This window comes from Sphingomonas sp. P3_C5 (assembly GCF_056402635.1).
In genome coordinates this window covers 190,073-204,504 of the sequence record NZ_JBFUHA010000001.1, presented here as the reverse complement: position 1 = coordinate 204,504, position 14,432 = coordinate 190,073, and the positions used below count along the sequence as shown (strand labels likewise).

At 64.3% G+C, this 14,432-nt stretch carries 14 protein-coding genes; 10 read left to right on the top strand and 4 right to left on the bottom strand.

Annotation, left to right across the window (positions count from 1 at the left end):
* The first annotated feature begins 30 nt into the window (after positions 1–30).
* Positions 31–753 (top strand): acetoacetyl-CoA reductase, encoded by a 723-nt coding sequence (gene phbB, locus AC1DVS_RS00930; RefSeq protein WP_478019433.1) that lies wholly within the window; start codon positions 31–33, stop codon positions 751–753.
* 202 nt (positions 754–955) lie between these two features.
* Here phbB and AC1DVS_RS00925 read toward each other — a convergent pair whose 3' ends face one another.
* Positions 956–1,333 carry a glycine zipper 2TM domain-containing protein gene (locus tag AC1DVS_RS00925; RefSeq protein ID WP_478019431.1) on the bottom strand — a complete coding sequence of 126 codons (378 nt, stop codon included), beginning with the start codon at positions 1,331–1,333 and terminating at the stop codon, positions 956–958.
* Positions 1,334–1,465: 132 nt separating this feature from the next.
* Between AC1DVS_RS00925 and AC1DVS_RS00920 the strand changes: the two genes are divergently transcribed.
* Positions 1,466–2,476: an esterase-like activity of phytase family protein gene (locus tag AC1DVS_RS00920; RefSeq protein ID WP_478019429.1), complete on the top strand. Its 1,011-nt coding sequence runs from the start codon at positions 1,466–1,468 to the stop codon at positions 2,474–2,476.
* Positions 2,477–2,542: 66 nt separating this feature from the next.
* Here the strand turns inward: AC1DVS_RS00920 and rpmB are convergent, their stop codons facing one another.
* The gene (gene rpmB / locus AC1DVS_RS00915; protein ID WP_343891180.1) at positions 2,543–2,842 is read right to left on the bottom strand and encodes a 50S ribosomal protein L28; all 300 of its coding nucleotides are present in this window, start codon (positions 2,840–2,842) and stop codon (positions 2,543–2,545) included.
* A 176-nt stretch (positions 2,843–3,018) separates the two neighbouring features.
* Here rpmB and AC1DVS_RS00910 point away from each other — a divergent pair, with 176 nt between their 5' ends.
* The 3 genes from AC1DVS_RS00910 to AC1DVS_RS00900 all read left to right on the top strand — a co-directional run bounded on the left by AC1DVS_RS00910 (position 3,019) and on the right by AC1DVS_RS00900 (position 5,238).
* On the top strand, positions 3,019–3,306 hold the full coding sequence (locus AC1DVS_RS00910) for a hypothetical protein (protein WP_478019427.1): 288 nt from the start codon (positions 3,019–3,021) through the stop codon (positions 3,304–3,306).
* Between the two features lie 96 nt (positions 3,307–3,402).
* Complete coding sequence (locus AC1DVS_RS00905; RefSeq protein WP_478019425.1) at positions 3,403–3,831, top strand: nucleoside deaminase; 429 nt, start codon at positions 3,403–3,405, stop codon at positions 3,829–3,831.
* A gap of 93 nt (positions 3,832–3,924) precedes the next feature.
* Positions 3,925–5,238, top strand: coding sequence for a hemolysin family protein (locus AC1DVS_RS00900; RefSeq protein ID WP_478019424.1), 1,314 nt, complete (start codon positions 3,925–3,927; stop codon positions 5,236–5,238).
* Between the two features lie 3 nt (positions 5,239–5,241).
* On the opposite strand, the gene AC1DVS_RS00895 is transcribed toward AC1DVS_RS00900, so the two are convergent.
* Both AC1DVS_RS00895 and purD read right to left on the bottom strand, forming a co-directional pair.
* On the bottom strand, positions 5,242–5,799 hold the full coding sequence (locus tag AC1DVS_RS00895; RefSeq protein ID WP_478019422.1) for a helix-hairpin-helix domain-containing protein: 558 nt from the start codon (positions 5,797–5,799) through the stop codon (positions 5,242–5,244).
* A gap of 90 nt (positions 5,800–5,889) precedes the next feature.
* Positions 5,890–7,164, bottom strand: a complete 1,275-nt coding sequence (gene purD, locus AC1DVS_RS00890; RefSeq protein WP_478019420.1) for a phosphoribosylamine--glycine ligase — start codon at positions 7,162–7,164, stop codon at positions 5,890–5,892.
* On the opposite strand from purD, the gene xseA reads away from it, so the two are divergent.
* From xseA to AC1DVS_RS00865, 5 genes are all read left to right on the top strand, one after another.
* The gene (xseA, locus tag AC1DVS_RS00885; protein WP_478019418.1) at positions 7,163–8,551 is read left to right on the top strand and encodes an exodeoxyribonuclease VII large subunit; all 1,389 of its coding nucleotides are present in this window, start codon (positions 7,163–7,165) and stop codon (positions 8,549–8,551) included. The two genes, purD and xseA, sit on opposite strands and share 2 nt — an antisense overlap.
* A 10-nt stretch (positions 8,552–8,561) precedes the next feature.
* The gene (locus tag AC1DVS_RS00880) at positions 8,562–8,762 is read left to right on the top strand and encodes a DUF2093 domain-containing protein (RefSeq protein ID WP_478019416.1); all 201 of its coding nucleotides are present in this window, start codon (positions 8,562–8,564) and stop codon (positions 8,760–8,762) included.
* Positions 8,763–8,908: 146 nt separating this feature from the next.
* Entirely contained in the window at positions 8,909–9,694 is a 786-nt protein-coding gene (locus AC1DVS_RS00875) for a M23 family metallopeptidase (RefSeq protein WP_478019415.1), read from the top strand.
* 292 nt (positions 9,695–9,986) lie between these two features.
* Positions 9,987–13,169, top strand: coding sequence for a TonB-dependent receptor domain-containing protein (locus tag AC1DVS_RS00870; RefSeq protein ID WP_478019413.1), 3,183 nt, complete (start codon positions 9,987–9,989; stop codon positions 13,167–13,169).
* A gap of 67 nt (positions 13,170–13,236) precedes the next feature.
* The gene (locus AC1DVS_RS00865) at positions 13,237–14,217 is read left to right on the top strand and encodes a 2OG-Fe(II) oxygenase (protein WP_478019411.1); all 981 of its coding nucleotides are present in this window, start codon (positions 13,237–13,239) and stop codon (positions 14,215–14,217) included.
* Positions 14,218–14,432 lie beyond the last annotated feature (215 nt).

Below are 14,432 nucleotides of genomic sequence, written 5' to 3'. Positions count from 1 at the left end.
CTTGGCCACCAAGAAGGCGAGGAGAGAGCCATGGCACGTGTTGCGATCGTTACCGGGGGCACCCGCGGGATTGGTGAGGCGATCAGCCTTGCGCTCAAGGAAATGGGCATGACGGTCGCCGCGACCTATGCTGGCGATGACAAGAAGGCGGCGGAGTTCACGGCGCGGACCGGCATCAAGGCCTATAAGTGGGATGTCGGCGATTTTGACGCGTGCCAGGCGGGCTGTGCGCTGGTCGCCGAGGAGCTCGGGCCAGTCGATGTCGTCGTCAACAATGCCGGCATCACCCGGGACGGCACCATCCTGAAGATGACCTATGCGATGTGGAAGGAGGTCATGGACACCAATCTCGGCGGCTGCTTCAACATGGCCAAGGCAGTGTTCCCGGGCATGCGCGAGCGCAAATGGGGGCGGATCGTCAATATCGGGTCGATCAACGGCCAGGCCGGACAATATGGCCAGGTCAACTATGCGGCCGCGAAATCGGGCATTCACGGCTTCACCAAGGCGCTGGCGCAGGAAGGCGCGCGCGCTGGCGTGACGGTCAATGCAATCGCACCGGGCTATATCGATACCGACATGGTCGCTGCAGTGCCGGCTGACGTGCTCGAGAAGATCGTCGCGAAGATCCCCGTCGGGCGGCTCGGCCAGGCGCACGAGATCGCGCGCGGGGTTGCGTTCCTGTGCTCGGAGGAGGGCGGGTTCGTGACTGGGTCGACGCTGTCGATCAATGGCGGGCAGCATATGTACTGACGGGCGCAGGCGGCACTGCGTGCCGCCGATGCGCGAAGCGCAGCGCCCGGCACGGCCGGCGGGTGGGCATCGCCCAACCCGACCGACGGCGGCTTTGCCGTCGGCGCTTCTGTAGTCTGCGCTCAAACCCCAAAAAATCGAGGGCCGGCCCCGCTAATGCGGAACCGGCCCTCTCCCTCGATACGCTACGCGAGGGAATTCGTTAGCGGCGGCAGTAGCGTGGATCGTCCGAGCGATCGATCGCGCGGCCGGCGAGTGCGCCGGCACCGGCGCCAAGCACAGTGCCGAGGGTACGGTCGCCGCGCCCGGCGATGCCGTTGCCGAGCAGGCCGCCTGCGATCGCGCCGATGATCGTGCCGGCGTCGTTGTTGCAGCGGTTGCGATAGTTGCGGCGGTTATCGCGATAGTCGCGGCGATAGTCGCGATACCCGCGATCCTGATAATAGCCGCGATCATAGTCGCTATAGCGCTGATCCTGGTAATGGCGCTCATAGCGCTGCGCCGCGGCGGGCGTGGCGGGGATCAGGGCGGAGGCGCCCACGGCGAGGGTTGCGGCTGCGAGGCTGAGCTTCCTGAACATGATCATTCTCCTTTCCGGGTCGTTGAGTCGCTTATGCCCCTGCCGGTTTGAGCGCGTCCTGAATGGAGTCGTTAGCGTGCGTTCAGGAACATCGCGGTTGCGCGAGGCCCTCGCGTCGATCAGGGCCGGGCGATGCGCATCCTCTATTCGGTCCTGCTCCTGCTGTTCCTGATACCGGCTTGGATGGGGCCGTCCCAATTGCCGTTGCTTGCCGACGAGCCGGTGTTCGAGGCACGTCGCGTTATGCTCGACCCGGCGAATCCCGGTCTGCGCCGGGTCGGCCAGCTCACCTGGCTGGGCGGGGTGCAGCTCATCGGCAGGGCGACCGCGTTCGGCGGCTTTTCCTCGATGCAGGTGTCCGGCGATCGCTTCACGCTGCTGAGTGACGGCGGCAATATCGTCCGCTTCCGGATGGATTCGCGCGGCCGGCTGAGCGAACGCAGTTTTGGCGACCTGCCGGCGGGGCCGGGCACGGGATGGGAAAAAGAGGACCGGGACAGCGAATCGATGACGGTGGATCCGGCTACGGGTCAGACCTGGCTTGGATTCGAGCGCGCGAACGAGATCTGGCGCTTCACGCCCGGCCTGTCGCGTAGCGAGGCGCACTCCGCGCCGAAGGTGATGGCGGGCTGGCCTCCCAATGGCGGCGTCGAATCGATGGTGCGGCTGAAGGATGGCGGCTTCATCGTGATCTGCGAGACCGATCCGTGGCCGCACGGCAAGGGCAGGGCGGCGATTCGCTTTACGGGCGATCCGACGGTGCATCCGCGCGCCGGATTCACCTTCAGCTTTCTGCCGCCGCCCGGATTCAACCCGAGCGATGCGGCATTGCTGCCTGACGGAAGACTGCTCGTCCTCACCCGGCGCTTCAGGCTGCCATTCGAATTCGCGGCCAAGCTGGTGGTGGTCGATCCGGCCGCGATTCGGCCGGGCGCAATGGTGCACGGGCGCGAGGTCGCGACTCTGGCCACGCCGCTGATCCATGACAATTTCGAGGGGCTTGCCGTTACGCGCGAGGGCAGTGCAACGATCGTTTGGATCGTTTCAGACGATAATCAGATGTTTTTGCAGCGCAGCCTGTTGCTGAAGTTCAGGCTCGAGCCCGATCCCCCACCTGCCGCTCCCCGACCTGTGCGCCGCTGAAACGACACCGGCCCGCTTCCCCGTTGGAGAAGCAGGCCGGCAATCAGTTCGGGAAAACCGAAAGGGTTAAGCGGCGACCGACGCAGCGCCGAGCTTCTTGCGAACGTCGCGCTTGAGGCGACGTGCACGAAGCGAGAGCTTGTCGTCAGTGGTCTTGACCAGCCAATTGTCCAGCCCGCCGACATGCTCGACCGAGCGGAGCCCGTGAGTCGAGACGCGCAGCTTGACGCTGGTGCCGAGCGCTTCCGACATCAAAGTGACATTCTGCAGATTCGGCAGAAAGGTGCGCTTGGTCTTGTTGTTGGCATGGGAGACGTTGTTCCCAACCAGCCGGCCCTTGCCGGTCAGTTCGCAAATCCGCGACATAAGTCGTATCCTGAGGTTCGGCCAAAGGGCTGCAACAGCCCTGTAAAGGCGGCGCGGATAGCCGGATCGGGACAGGGCGTCAACCGATTCAGCCTTTACCGATGCAACCTACCGGGTGAAGTAGCGTTAATTACGGTAACGATTCGATTTACGCATCGAAATCCAGGAGAATGCCCATGCGCTTCTTGCTCGCCCTGATTGGCCTCGCCGCCGTCGTCGTAGCTGTGATGCTGTCGCTCGGCCTGATGACTCTCAAGACCACGCCAGGCTCGCTGCCGAGCGTCAGCTTGAACGGCGGTTCGGCGCCCACGGTCAACGCGAATCTCGCGACAGTGACGATGGGCACCGAGAACAAGACGATCAACGTACCGACCGTCACTACCACCGAGAAAACGATCACCGTGCCAACTGTCACGATGACGAAGCCCGGTGAGGCGACCGCCAACACCACCGCCGCTAAATAAACACTAAGCGAAGCCGGCAGGCATGAGGACGCCGTCCGGGCTGGCTCGGGCGGCGTTGCTGCGGCAATAGGGGCTGTGTTTCCGATCCCTGCCCCGATGCGCGCCGCGCTCGACGCCGCCGCCCAAGCCGCCGCGGCCGGCGAAGTGCMGGTCGGGGCGGCTGTCGTCCTTGACGGCAGGATTCTCGCGGTTGCCGCCAATGCGCCGCGTACCCTCCATGATCCCACCGCGCACGCCGAGATGCTCGCGATTCGCGCCGCCGCCGAAGCGATCGGTGATGATCGGCTATCCGACTGCGATCTCTGGGTGACGCTGGAGCCCTGTGCGATGTGCGCCGGCGCGATCGCTCATGCCCGGATTGCCCGGCTCTATTATGGTGCGAGCGATCCCAAGGGCGGGGCGGTCGAGCATGGGCCAAGGCTGTTCGCGCAACCGACGGTGCACCACCGGCCGGAAGTCTATCCAGGGATCGGCGAGGGTGAGGCCGGCGCCCTGCTGAGGGACTTCTTCGCCGCGCGGCGCTGACGTCTTCGGCATCCGATTCGCAACGCTGTAATCGCGAACGATCATCGCGCGGTTGTGAAGCGGCGCGAAACACGCCAAGGAAATATGAGCGCCATGGCACCGCTTCCCCCCTTCCCCTGGATCGACGTCGCGATCATCTTCGCGCTGATCGTCTTGAACGGCGTGTTCGCGATGTCCGAACTCGCGATCGTCTCGTCGCGCAAGGCGCGGCTCGAGGCGATGGCACGGGCGAAGAAGCGAGGCGCGCGTACCGCGCTCGCGCTGGCGGCCGATCCCGGCAAGATCCTCTCCACCACGCAGATCGGCATCACGCTGATCGGCATCCTGGCGGGCGCCTATTCGGGCGCTAGCCTGGGCGGCCCCGTCGCGGCGCGGCTCGCCTTTCTCGGGCTGTCCAGCGAAACCACCCAGACGATCGGCTTCGGCATCGTTATCGCCATCACCACCTATGCCTCGCTGGTCGTCGGCGAGCTGGTACCCAAGCAGATCGCGCTCCGTGCGCCCGAGCCGATCGCGGCGATCATGGCCGGGCCGGTGCAGGGGCTCGCCTGGGCGACCGCGCCGATCGTCTGGCTGCTCGATTCGTCGAGCGGGCTGCTGTTTCGCCTCATGCGGCTGAAACGGGAAACCGAAGATCATGTCACGGCGGAAGAACTCCACCTGATCGTCGCCGAGGCGTCGAAATCGGGTGTGATCGAGGAGCATGAGCGGTCGATCATTTCAGGCGTCGTCCGCCTCGCCGATCGGCCGGTGCGCGAGGTGATGACGCCGCGCACCGATATTGAATGGATCGATGCGACCCTCGACGATGCCGGCATTCGCGCAGCGCTGGTTGCTGCGTCGCACAGCCGGTTGCCGGTTACCGAAGGCTCAGTCGACACGGTGATCGGCGTCGTCCAGGCACGTGACATCGTGATCGCCCTGTTCAAGGGCGAGCCGCTTGATCTTCGGGTGCTGATGCGCCAGGCGCCGGTCGTGCTCGACCAGATCGACGCGATGGACGCGCTCGATGCGCTCCGCCAGGCCGAGGTGCCGATGGCGCTGATCCATGATGAATATGGCCATTTCGAAGGAATCGTGACCCCGGCTGATCTGCTTGCCGCGATCGCCGGCGAGTTCGCTTCCGATACTGATCCGGACGAGGCGCCGTCCGTGGTCGAGCGAGACGATGGTTCGTTGCTGGTCGCCGGCCAGACGGCGGTGGATGCGCTCGCCGAACGGCTCGGCATCGATCTGCCAGAGGACCGCGACTATGCGACGGTCGCCGGGTTGGCGCTTGCGGTGTTCCGACATTTACCCGGCGAGGGCGAGAGCTTTGTCGAGCAGGGCTGGAAGTTCGAGGTTGTCGATCTCGATGGGCGCCGAATCGACAAGCTGCTGGTCAGGCGCGCGGCGAAGCGGGAATGAGCCCTAATTGCCGAGCTTGCCGAATGCCGCCTCATATCCGGCCTTGTCGCCAGCGTTCAGCAATTTTGCCTGTTCGATCCAGCGGTCGCGCGTCATCCGTCCCTTGAAGGCGCCGAGCCTGGCGTCGAGATTCTCAGCCTCGGTGGGCGTAAGCGCGGCGATCTGGTCGACTCGGGTAAAGCCGAGTTCAGCGAGCGTTGCGGCGAGCTTTGGACCAAGACCCTTCAGTTGAGTGATCTCTATGGTCGCCGGTGCCGACGGAGCTTCAGGTTCGGCGACAGGTTCGGGCGGAAGGTCGACGGCGAGCGCTGCGGGGCTGGCATCGAAAGGTGCGGCAGCGGCTATCGGCTCGTCAGCGAGTGGCGACCGGGCATCGGGCGGCGGCGGAGCGGCGGGGGCTGTGGTGGATCCCGGGGCGCCTTTTTCCGCGGCTTCGCGATTCGCCACCAATTGCTTTTCGCCCGCGACGCGCTGGCGCTTGAGCGAAGCACCCCAAAGGATGCCGAACACGACGACAATTGCGAACAGCGCGAGCAGGCCGAGAATGAGCGTGTTTTCCATGTGATCGCTTCCGTGGAGTTGCCAACCCGCCTTACCGCAGGGGCACCAGTAAAGACCATGGCTACCGCGCTGTTACGCCGGTGAGGCGGCTCAGCTCGCCGAATTCCCGCTGCGCGCTATTTCGCGCCAGCCGATATCGCGACGGCAGAAGCCGGATGGGAAATCGATCGCATCGATGCCACGATAGGCGCCGGCTTGAGCAGCGGCGACATCGTTCCCGGTCGCGCTGACGGCGAGCACGCGCCCGCCCGATGCGACAAGGCTGTTCTCATCGCGGCGCGTGCCAGCCTGGAAGACCACCGCGCCGTGCGCTTCTGCCTTGTCGATTCCGGCGATTGCGCCGCCCGTCTCAGGCATGCCGGGATACCCTTTGGCGGCCATCACCACGGTGAGCGCGGTGTCGGTCGAGAAGAGCGTCGCGGGATGGTCGGCGAGCTTGCCCTCGGCGACGGCGAGAAGCAGCTGGAGCAAATCCTCTTCGAGCCGCATCATCAGCACCTGGCACTCCGGGTCGCCGAAGCGCGCATTATATTCGATCAGCTTGGGGCCAGTGTCCGTCAGCATCAGCCCGGCGAAGAGTACGCCTGAAAAAGGTATGCCGGCGGCCTTCATTGCCGCGACGGTGGGCAGGATGATCTCGCCCATCGCCCGGGCTTCGAGCGCCGGCGTCAGCACCGGCGCAGGGCTGTACGCGCCCATGCCGCCGGTATTGGGGCCGGTATCGCCCTCGCCGACGCGCTTATGGTCCTGCGCCGATCCGAACGGCAGCACCGCCTCGCCGTCCGTCAGGACGAAGAGGCTGACCTCTTCCCCCTCGAGAAATTCCTCGATCACCGCTTCGGCATCGCGCACGGTGAACAGGTCGGCGATTGCCGCTTCAGCCTCGGCACGCGTTGTCGCCACCGTCACGCCCTTGCCCGCAGCGAGACCGTCAGCTTTCACCACCACCGGGAGCCCGAAATCGCCAAGCGTGGCCAGCGCACCGTCGAGCGAGGTGACCCGGGCATAGCCGGCGGTCGGGATGTTCGCGCGCGCGCACAGATCCTTGGTGAAGCCCTTCGAGCCTTCGAGCTGCGCCGCGGCCTTGTTCGGCCCGAACACGGCGATACCCATCATCCGGATATTGTCGGCAAGCCCATCGACCAGAGGCGCTTCGGGCCCGATCACCACCAGGCCGATCGAGTGGCGATGGCAGAAATCGATCACTGCGCGGTGATCGGCGGGGTCGATCGGCACGAGCTCGGCATGGTTCGCGATGCCGGGATTGCCCGGCGCTGCATATAATTTCGTGAGCCGCGGCGATTGCGCGAGGCGCCACGCCAGCGCATGTTCGCGACCACCGGATCCGATCAGCAGGACATTCATGGCCGACCCATTCTCCGACAGCACCCAGGAACGGGCTGCGCGGCTCGTAGCCGAGCCGGTCGCCGGCGACAACGCCGCACCGGTCAGCGTCGGCGAACTGGCGCTGAAGCTCAAGCGCGTGGTCGAGGGCGAGTTCGGCCATGTCCGGCTGCGCGGCGAGATATCGGGTTACAAGCGCGTCGCCTCCGGCCATGCCTATCTGAGCCTCAAGGATGAGAGCGCGGTGATCGACGGCGTGATCTGGAAGGGCCAGGTCTCCGGGCTCGCCTTCCAGCCGCAGGATGGCGTCGAGGTCATCGCGACCGGGCGGATCACCACCTATCCGGGCCGCTCAAAATACCAGATCATCATCGAGCGCATGGAGCTGGCCGGCGAGGGCGCGCTGATGGCGCTGCTCGAGAAGCTGAAGGTGAAGCTCGCAGCCGAGGGCCTGTTCGACGTTCGCGCAAAGAAGGTGCTTCCTTATCTCCCGCTGGTGATTGGCGTCGTCACCTCGCCCACCGGCGCGGTGATCCGCGATATCCTTCACCGGCTTGAGGATCGTTGCCCCACCCGTGTCATCGTCTGGCCGGTCAAGGTCCAGGGCGATGGGGCGGCGGCCGAGATCGCGGCGGCGGTCCGGGGCTTTGACGCGATCGCGCCGGGCGGACCGGTTCCACGACCTGATCTCATCATCGTCGCGCGTGGCGGCGGCTCGATCGAGGATCTCTGGGCATTCAATGAGGAAGCCGTGGTCCGCGCGATCGCCGGCTGCTCGATCCCGTTGATTTCCGCGGTCGGGCACGAGACCGACACCACGCTCGCCGATTTCGCCGCGGACCTGCGTGCGCCGACGCCCACCGCGGCGGCCGAGATGGCGGTGCCGGTGCTCGCCGATTTGCGGCTAACGCTCGACAGCTTCGGTCAACGCACCGAGCGTTGCGCGCGTCGCTATCATGAGCGCGCCCGCGAGCGTCTCGACGCTCTCGTCCGCGTGATCCCGCGCCGCGATGCCTTGCTCGGTCCGCAACGGCAGCGTGCCGACGATTTAGGCGCCCGGCTCGATCGCGGGCTGGAACGCCGTGTGACGCTGGCGCGGGGCGTGCTCGACCGGTCGGCCGGAGCGCTCAGGATCTCAGTGCTCGATCGCCAGCTCGCCGCGTCGAAAGGCCGGCTCGAACAAACCTGGCGGCTGATCGAATCGCTCAGCCACAAGAGCGTGCTGGAGCGCGGCTATGCCTATGTGACGGCGCGGACCTCGGGTGACGTCGCGGGTTCGGCAGCCGCGGCACGCGGGGCGGGCGCCCTTACGCTTCACTTCCGGGACGGGTCTGTCGATGCACGGGTTGAGCGCGCGGGCAGCAAGGCATATGAGAAGGCCAGCCCGGACCAGCCGAGCCTGTTGTGAGTAGAGTTCCATGTTGATGTCGAATACCGATCGGCCTGCGCGCCTCCATTATATGGCCAATGGCTTTCGCGTGCTCGCGACCGGCGACCATGTCGTCTGCGCCGTATCTGGCGCGCGCATCACGCTTGAGGATCTGCGCTACTGGAGCGTTTCGCGGCAGGAGCCCTATGCCACTCCCGAACTCGCGACACGGGCACTCGCGCCGCAATGAAGAAGGGGCGGCGCTGGGTTGGGGGAAGTGTCGCGCTACTGATCCTGGGAAGCTGCACTGCGGCGGCCGAGCCTCCTCACGCTCTCCAGCCCGCTCAGCCACCTGTCCCTGTGGCAACGCCCGCACCCCCGTCGGCGCCGGTTCCAATGCCTCAGCTGTCCCGCACGGCCTTCAGCTATTCTGGCAGCATGATCCAGGGAGGCCTGGTGATCGGCACTGCACCCGCCCGCACCAGCCTGCTCACCTTTGACGGTGCAACGGTGCCAGTCGCGCCCGACGGCCGCTTCCTGATCGCGTTCGATCGCGATGCCGGTCCGACCGCGACGCTGGTCGCAACGCTCGAAGACGGCGGCACCCTGCGCGATGTGCTGACGGTCGCGCCGCGCGCCTGGGATATTTCGCGGCTCGATAGCCTACCGAAGTTCCCGGTGCCGCAGCCCGAATTCGAAAAGCTGCGCCCGGCCGAGCTCGCGCAGATCAACGCCGCTCGGCATACCCCGGTAGTATCGGACGGCTGGCGCCAGCCCTTTATGTGGCCGGTGCTCGGCCGCATCTCGACTTTGTTCGGCTCGCAGCGGATCTACAAAAATGGTGAGGCGGGCTCCTATCATTCAGGCATCGATATCGCCCGGCCGACCGGTACTGTCGCGCTCGCCCCTGCCGACGGCGTCGTCATCCTCGCGGCGGATCATCCCTTCACGCTGGAGGGCAATCTGCTGATGATCGACCATGGCATGGGGCTCAACAGCGCCTTTCTTCACCTCTCGAAGATCACGGTCCATGTCGGTGAGCGGGTGCAGCGCGGCCAGCCGGTCGGACTCGTCGGCATGACCGGGCGCGCGACGGGTCCGCATCTCCACTGGAGCATGAAGTGGCGCGATTCCCGCATCGATCCGCTGCTCGTCGCGGGGCCGATGCCCGTCGCGCAATAGCAAGTGGCGCATTCGCGCTTGCAATAAAGTTACGTATAAATGGCGCTCAACTGCACCGACATGTCGCGCCTGTGTCATTTGGGATACACGCGACCTGAAAGGTGCGGATCGAATCTGAATGGGACCTTTACAGTAGCTGACCGCTTGTCCCATCAATTGACCATGTCTCTGGGGCCGTATTGCGTGCGGTTGACGGGGGCTTGGCAATTACCCTGCCGGATCGTGAACATACGGGCAGCAGGGCCAAGCGAGGGAAAAATTCGTGATTCACAACAGCCTTTTTGCGCGGAAGATGAGTTTGCTCGCCACCGTGGCACCAATGTCGATCCTGCTGGCAGCGGCTCCTGCCTATGCGCAGGACCAGGCCGCCCCGCCCGCCGCAGCTGACACTGCATCCAAGGATGCGGCCGACAACGAGATCCTCGTCACTGGCTCGCGCATTCGCCGGCCCGACCTCGAATCGACCGTGCCGATCGCCACGATCAAGGGCGACGACATCTACGCTCAGGCAAACCCGAATGTCGGTGAGGTGCTGAACAACCTGCCGCAACTGCGCAGCACCTTCGCGCAGCAGAATCCGGGCCTTGGCATCGGCATCGCCGGCCTCAACCTGCTCGATCTGCGCGGCCTGGGTGTCTCGCGCACTCTGGTGCTGGTCAATGGCCGCCGCCATGTGCCTTCTGATATTCAGAACACCGCCTCATCGGTTGACATCAACACTATCCCCACGGACCTGGTCGATCGCGTCGACATCGTCACTGGCGGCAACTCGGCGGTTTATGGTTCGGACGCCATCGCCGGCGTCGTCAACTTCGTAATGAAGGATCATTTCGACGGCCTGCAGGTTCGTGGTGGCGATACCATTCCGCAATATGGTGAAGGCGGCAATCGCTACATCTCGGCCATCGCAGGCAAGAACTTCGCTGACGGGCGTGGCAACATCGCTGCAGCCTTTGAGTATACCCTGCAGGACCGCCTCTTTGGTTCAAACGTTCCCTGGTTGCGAACGGTCGACAATTTCACCACCCGAGACACCGACGCCAGTGGCAGTGACGGTATTCCCGATACCGTATTCTCGCACGACGTCCGCTCCTCGACCATCGCCCGCTACGGCCTGATCCCGATCATCGAAGCGAAGAATCCGAATGCCCCCTGCGGCGTCGGTATTCCGAACGGTGCCGGCACGAGCACCAACTATAGCTGCGATTACATCTTCAACTCGGTGGGTGGTCTCAATCCGGTGACCGGCACCCGTGTCAGCACCGGGCCGAACGGCACCTGGCTCGGCGGTAATGGCGACAACAATCGCGAAGATCAGCTGCTGTCGATCATGCCGTACAATCAGCGCATCGCCGCCAATGTGCTGGGGCATTTCACGTTCAGCGATGCTCTCACCTATTTCTTCGAAGCGTCATATGCCCGCGTTCACACGATCGGTTCTAACTCAGGTCCGGCGTTCAACCAGGGCGCCGGCGTCACGTTTGCCGATTCTCGGGCCAACTTCCGGCTGGACAACCCGTTCCTGAGCCCTGCTGCGCGGGCGACGCTCACCAGTGCGATCCTCGCTTCGGGCGCCAGGCCCAGCCTGACCAGCATCACGGCGCTGACCGCGACCGACATCACCAATATCGGCAATGGCTCCTTCCGCTTCCCGGTGGCGCGCAACCTGACCGATCTCGGCATTCGTGACGAGGACGCGCTGCGCGAGACCTTTCGCTTCGTCTCGGGGTTCCGTGGTAACATCACGCCGCACCTGAACTACGAGATTTCCGGCAACTATGGCCGCACCAATGAGAAGATCAACATTCTCGGTAACGTGAATGTCCAGCGCCTGTTGCTGGCATTCGACGCAGGCATCGATCCCGCAAACCCGGGCGCGGGGATTCAGTGCCGGTCGAAATTTGCAGGCGGTTCAGCAGCTAATCCAGTGGCAGACGTTGATGGTGCCGCCACGCTTGCTGCCGATATCGCGGCGTGCGTGCCGTACAACCCGTTCGGTGGCGCCGACAACACCGCCGCGAAAAACTATATCGTCAATAACTCGGGCGACCATGGTCACCTTGAGCAGTGGGATCTCACCGGGTTCGTCTCGGCCGATTCGGGCGGCTTTTTCAACCTGCCCGGCGGCCCGATCGGGGTTGTGCTCGGCGGCGAATGGCGGCGGGACAACGCCATGTTCACGGCGGATCCGGACATTCAGAATGGCCTGACGTTCCTGAACTCGCTTCAGACCTTCGATCCGCCAAAGTCGGAAGTGACTGAGGGCTTCGCCGAATTGAATGTGCCGATCCTCAAGGACATGCCTTTCTTCAAGAGCCTGAGCGTCAGCGGTGCGGGGCGCGTCTCGCACTATAATCGTGCAACTGGCACCGTTTGGGCATGGAATTTCGGCGGCGAATGGGCGCCCGTCTCCGATATCCGGTTCCGGGCCAATTACGGCAAGTCGGTGCGTGCGCCGAACTACACAGAGACCGACGCTCCGCTGGGCCAGGATTTTGCGCCCGGTTTCGCTGACCCCTGTAACGCCAGCCGTATCGGTTCGGGTGCGCCGTCGCGCCAGGCCAATTGCACGGCCGCACTTGGTGCCGCACTCAACAACGCTGACTTCCAGAGCCTGACGAGCCTTACCTATTCGCTCGAAATCCGGAGCGGCAGCAATCCCTTGCTGAAGGCTGAAACCTCCAAGTCGTTGACGGTTGGCGCGGTAGTCACGCCGCGTTGGTTGCCGGGCTTCGATGTCACGGTCGATTACTACGACATCAATGTGCAGAACGTGATTTCGTCGGCGAGTGCCCAGACTATCGTTAATCTCTGCTATGATACCGGTCAGTTCTGTAATCTGTTCCAGCGGAACCTCACCGGCAATACCCTGGCTACCGGCGAGGTGCCAGGAGAGATCATCAGCGGGTCGCTGATCCAGGCAGGGCTGAACTTCGCTTCGCTGAAGCGTCGGGGCATTGACGTTCAGGTGAATTACAATCACTCGCTCAGCGCCAATACCCGCCTCAGCGTCCGCGGTTATTACACGCACCAGCTCAAGAACAGCAACTACACCGATCCGACGAAGCCCAATTTCGAGACTCGCGTTCTTGGGCAGCTCGGCGATCCGAAGGATGAAGTGGTATTCAACGCCGACCTGACCGTCGGGAAGGTCACCTTCGGCTATGGTGCGCACTATATCGGCCCGATGCTGACTACCGCATATACGAACCTGTATTCCATCAACGGCCTCCCGCCTGCGAATGCGGACATCATCAACATCACGCACTATCCGTCGGTTCTTTACCACGACGTTCGCCTCTCGGTTCAGATCGGCTCGACCAGCGCGAGCCGGAAGGGCTTCCAGTGGTTCGTCGGTATCCATAACCTGGCCGACAAGCATCCGCCGCTCGGCACGGCCGCGACCGGGTCAGGCAGCGCGATCTATGACGTGCTCGGACGCAGCTTCTTCTCGGGTTTCCGCGCTACGTTCTGATCCAGCGCGATTGCTGATATTCTGGGGGCGGGAGGAAACTCCCGCCCTTTTTTTGGTGTTCCGAATCATGCTCTTGAATGCGGTTGAGGAGGCTTATCGAATCGTCGCGGCTGGGCGCGTCGCTGAGGCGGTGGCTTTGCTGGAAGCCGCGGGAGAGGCGAACGACGCCGTGGCGCTTATGGAGCTTGCGGTCTGGCATTTGCGCGGCACGCCGGTTCCACGCGATCTGGCGCGGGCACGAACCATGCTTCGGCGCGCGGCGACAATTGGCCATGTCGATGCAGCGCTCATGGAGATTGCGCTCGTCGCCAACGGCAGCGGCGCACCCCCAGATTGGGCAGCAGCACGCACCCTGCTCGAGCGGGCGGCTGCCGACGACCCGGTGGCGGCGCGGCACGCGACGCTGCTCGACAAAATGGCGCTTGATGGGACGGGCATGCCGAAAACGCCTCCTTCGTCGGAGCGCCTGAGCGAGTCCCCAGACGTCAGGCTTTTTGCCAATCTTTTCACGCACGAGGAATGCGCTCACATCGCTGAAGTCGCGGCGCCCTCGCTGGCACCGTCAGTGGTCGTCGATCCCGACACTGGGCGGCAATCGCCAAACCCGGTGCGAACTTCGTTTGACACCGTCATCGGGCCGACCGGCGAAACGCTTGCAATGCGCGCATTGCTGAATCGGATCGCTGCCGCAAGCGGCACCCAGCCCGCGCAGGGTGAGCCGCTATCCGTGCTCCGCTACACCATCGGCCAGCAATATCGCCCCCATTTGGACGCGCTGCCGGCAACAGACAACCAGCGCGTCGCAACTGCGATCCTCTACCTCAACCACGGCTATGCGGGCGGTGAAACGCGTTTCACGGCCAATGGGCTGACGGTCGCCGGCAAGGCGGGTGATCTGCTGTTATTCTCCAACCTCCAGCCCGATGGTCGTCCAGATCCGCGCACTCGGCATGCCGGGCTGCCGGTTCGCAGTGGAACGAAGTGGATTGCAACACGCTGGATCCGCGCGAAGGTCTATGACCCATGGAGCTATCGCGAAGGCGCGTAGTGGGGAATCGGACCTGCCCCCGGCCGATCCTCCGCCTGAGGACGGCAGCACCTGTCGCTGGCCTGGCATGATGCGACGCGGCAACCGCGACCTTGGAAGATAGTCAAAAGCCATCGCGCGGCCGACGAGGATCGTCGCGCGATCAGGCCATCGACGATGAACGTCAGGTTCCCAGCGGTGAGCGCCGTGGCTCTGCCAATTTTCTGTGCCGCCAA

What these genes read in the sequence shown, in the direction of transcription:
- phbB (WP_478019433.1), top strand. Translation starts at nt 31, where the DNA reads ATGGCACGTGTTGCGATCGTTACCGGGGGCACCCGCGGGATTGGTGAG.
- AC1DVS_RS00925 (WP_478019431.1), bottom strand. Translation starts at nt 1,333, where the DNA reads ATGTTCAGGAAGCTCAGCCTCGCAGCCGCAACCCTCGCCGTGGGCGCC.
- AC1DVS_RS00920 (WP_478019429.1), top strand. Translation starts at nt 1,466, where the DNA reads ATGCGCATCCTCTATTCGGTCCTGCTCCTGCTGTTCCTGATACCGGCT.
- rpmB (WP_343891180.1), bottom strand. Translation starts at nt 2,842, where the DNA reads ATGTCGCGGATTTGCGAACTGACCGGCAAGGGCCGGCTGGTTGGGAAC.
- AC1DVS_RS00910 (WP_478019427.1), top strand. Translation starts at nt 3,019, where the DNA reads ATGCGCTTCTTGCTCGCCCTGATTGGCCTCGCCGCCGTCGTCGTAGCT.
- AC1DVS_RS00900 (WP_478019424.1), top strand. Translation starts at nt 3,925, where the DNA reads ATGGCACCGCTTCCCCCCTTCCCCTGGATCGACGTCGCGATCATCTTC.
- AC1DVS_RS00895 (WP_478019422.1), bottom strand. Translation starts at nt 5,799, where the DNA reads ATGGAAAACACGCTCATTCTCGGCCTGCTCGCGCTGTTCGCAATTGTC.
- xseA (WP_478019418.1), top strand. Translation starts at nt 7,163, where the DNA reads ATGGCCGACCCATTCTCCGACAGCACCCAGGAACGGGCTGCGCGGCTC.
- purD (WP_478019420.1), bottom strand. Translation starts at nt 7,164, where the DNA reads ATGAATGTCCTGCTGATCGGATCCGGTGGTCGCGAACATGCGCTGGCG.
- AC1DVS_RS00880 (WP_478019416.1), top strand. Translation starts at nt 8,562, where the DNA reads ATGTTGATGTCGAATACCGATCGGCCTGCGCGCCTCCATTATATGGCC.
- AC1DVS_RS00875 (WP_478019415.1), top strand. Translation starts at nt 8,909, where the DNA reads ATGCCTCAGCTGTCCCGCACGGCCTTCAGCTATTCTGGCAGCATGATC.
- AC1DVS_RS00870 (WP_478019413.1), top strand. Translation starts at nt 9,987, where the DNA reads ATGAGTTTGCTCGCCACCGTGGCACCAATGTCGATCCTGCTGGCAGCG.
- AC1DVS_RS00865 (WP_478019411.1), top strand. Translation starts at nt 13,237, where the DNA reads ATGCTCTTGAATGCGGTTGAGGAGGCTTATCGAATCGTCGCGGCTGGG.